This window comes from Pseudomonas sp. JV245A (assembly GCF_032424515.1).
Classification (GTDB): Bacteria; Pseudomonadota; Gammaproteobacteria; order Pseudomonadales; family Pseudomonadaceae; genus Aquipseudomonas; species Aquipseudomonas protegens.
The window spans coordinates 1-770 of sequence record NZ_VYKE01000461.1 but is presented as its reverse complement, the minus strand read 5'-3'; the positions used below and the strand labels follow the sequence as shown (position 1 = coordinate 770).

The window sequence follows — 770 nt, the reverse complement described above, 5'->3', positions numbered from 1 at the left end:
CCGGCGAGCCGCGACAGGCGCGGGGTGCTGGCTTCGGCGAGGCATTCGATGGCCAGCAGGTTGAGGTCGGCGATTGCCGGGTCGGCCCAGTCATTGGCGGTGCCGTCGATGCGCCGCTCCAGGGGGCCGCCCAGGTGTTCCAGCACGCTGATCCGGCTCGGGCCGAAACCGCGCTCGCGCAGCAGGCCGGCGATGGCAGCCGGGCTGTGGCCGTCATTGCTCAGCACCAGCAGGCGTACCCCGCCGGACAGTTGGGCGCTGAGTGCGCTGATCGGCCGTGCGACCACAGAGAGCGTGATCACCTCCTGCAAAGGCCAGCCCAGGCGCGCAGCCGCCAGGGAATAGGACGAAGGGAAGGACAGTACCTGGATTTCCTCTGCGGGCAGCTGCCGCGCCAGGCTGGCGCCGACGCCGAACAGCATGGGGTCACCGCTGGCCAGGACGCAGACTGCAGCACCACGCTGGCTCAGCACCGGCTCCAGGGAAAACGGGCTGGGCCACAGCTGGCGCTGGCCACGGATGCAGGGTGGCAGCAGGTCCAGCTGGCGTTGGGCGCCGACGATCTTTGATGCGCCCAGCAGGGCATGCCGGGCATTTCTGCCCAGGCCCTTGAAGCCGTCTTCACCGATTCCCACTACTGTCAGCCAGGGCGACATCTCTATTCCTCGAACGCAAAACCTGTTGTTCCGACAGGCAGGCTTTTCATGCCTTCGGACAAAGCAGGCATAATACCGCGCCTTCGCTGACGAAGCGCTTTTCCCACACGGCCG

1 protein-coding gene is annotated in these 770 nt (G+C 67.1%); it reads right to left on the bottom strand.

Annotated features, from left to right (window positions below; translation table 11 throughout):
- A partial coding sequence (cbiE, locus tag F6S12_RS32440; protein WP_315869948.1) for a precorrin-6y C5,15-methyltransferase (decarboxylating) subunit CbiE occupies positions 1 to 656 on the bottom strand: 656 nt, incomplete at its 3' end.
- Between the last annotated feature and the right edge of the window lie 114 nt (positions 657 to 770).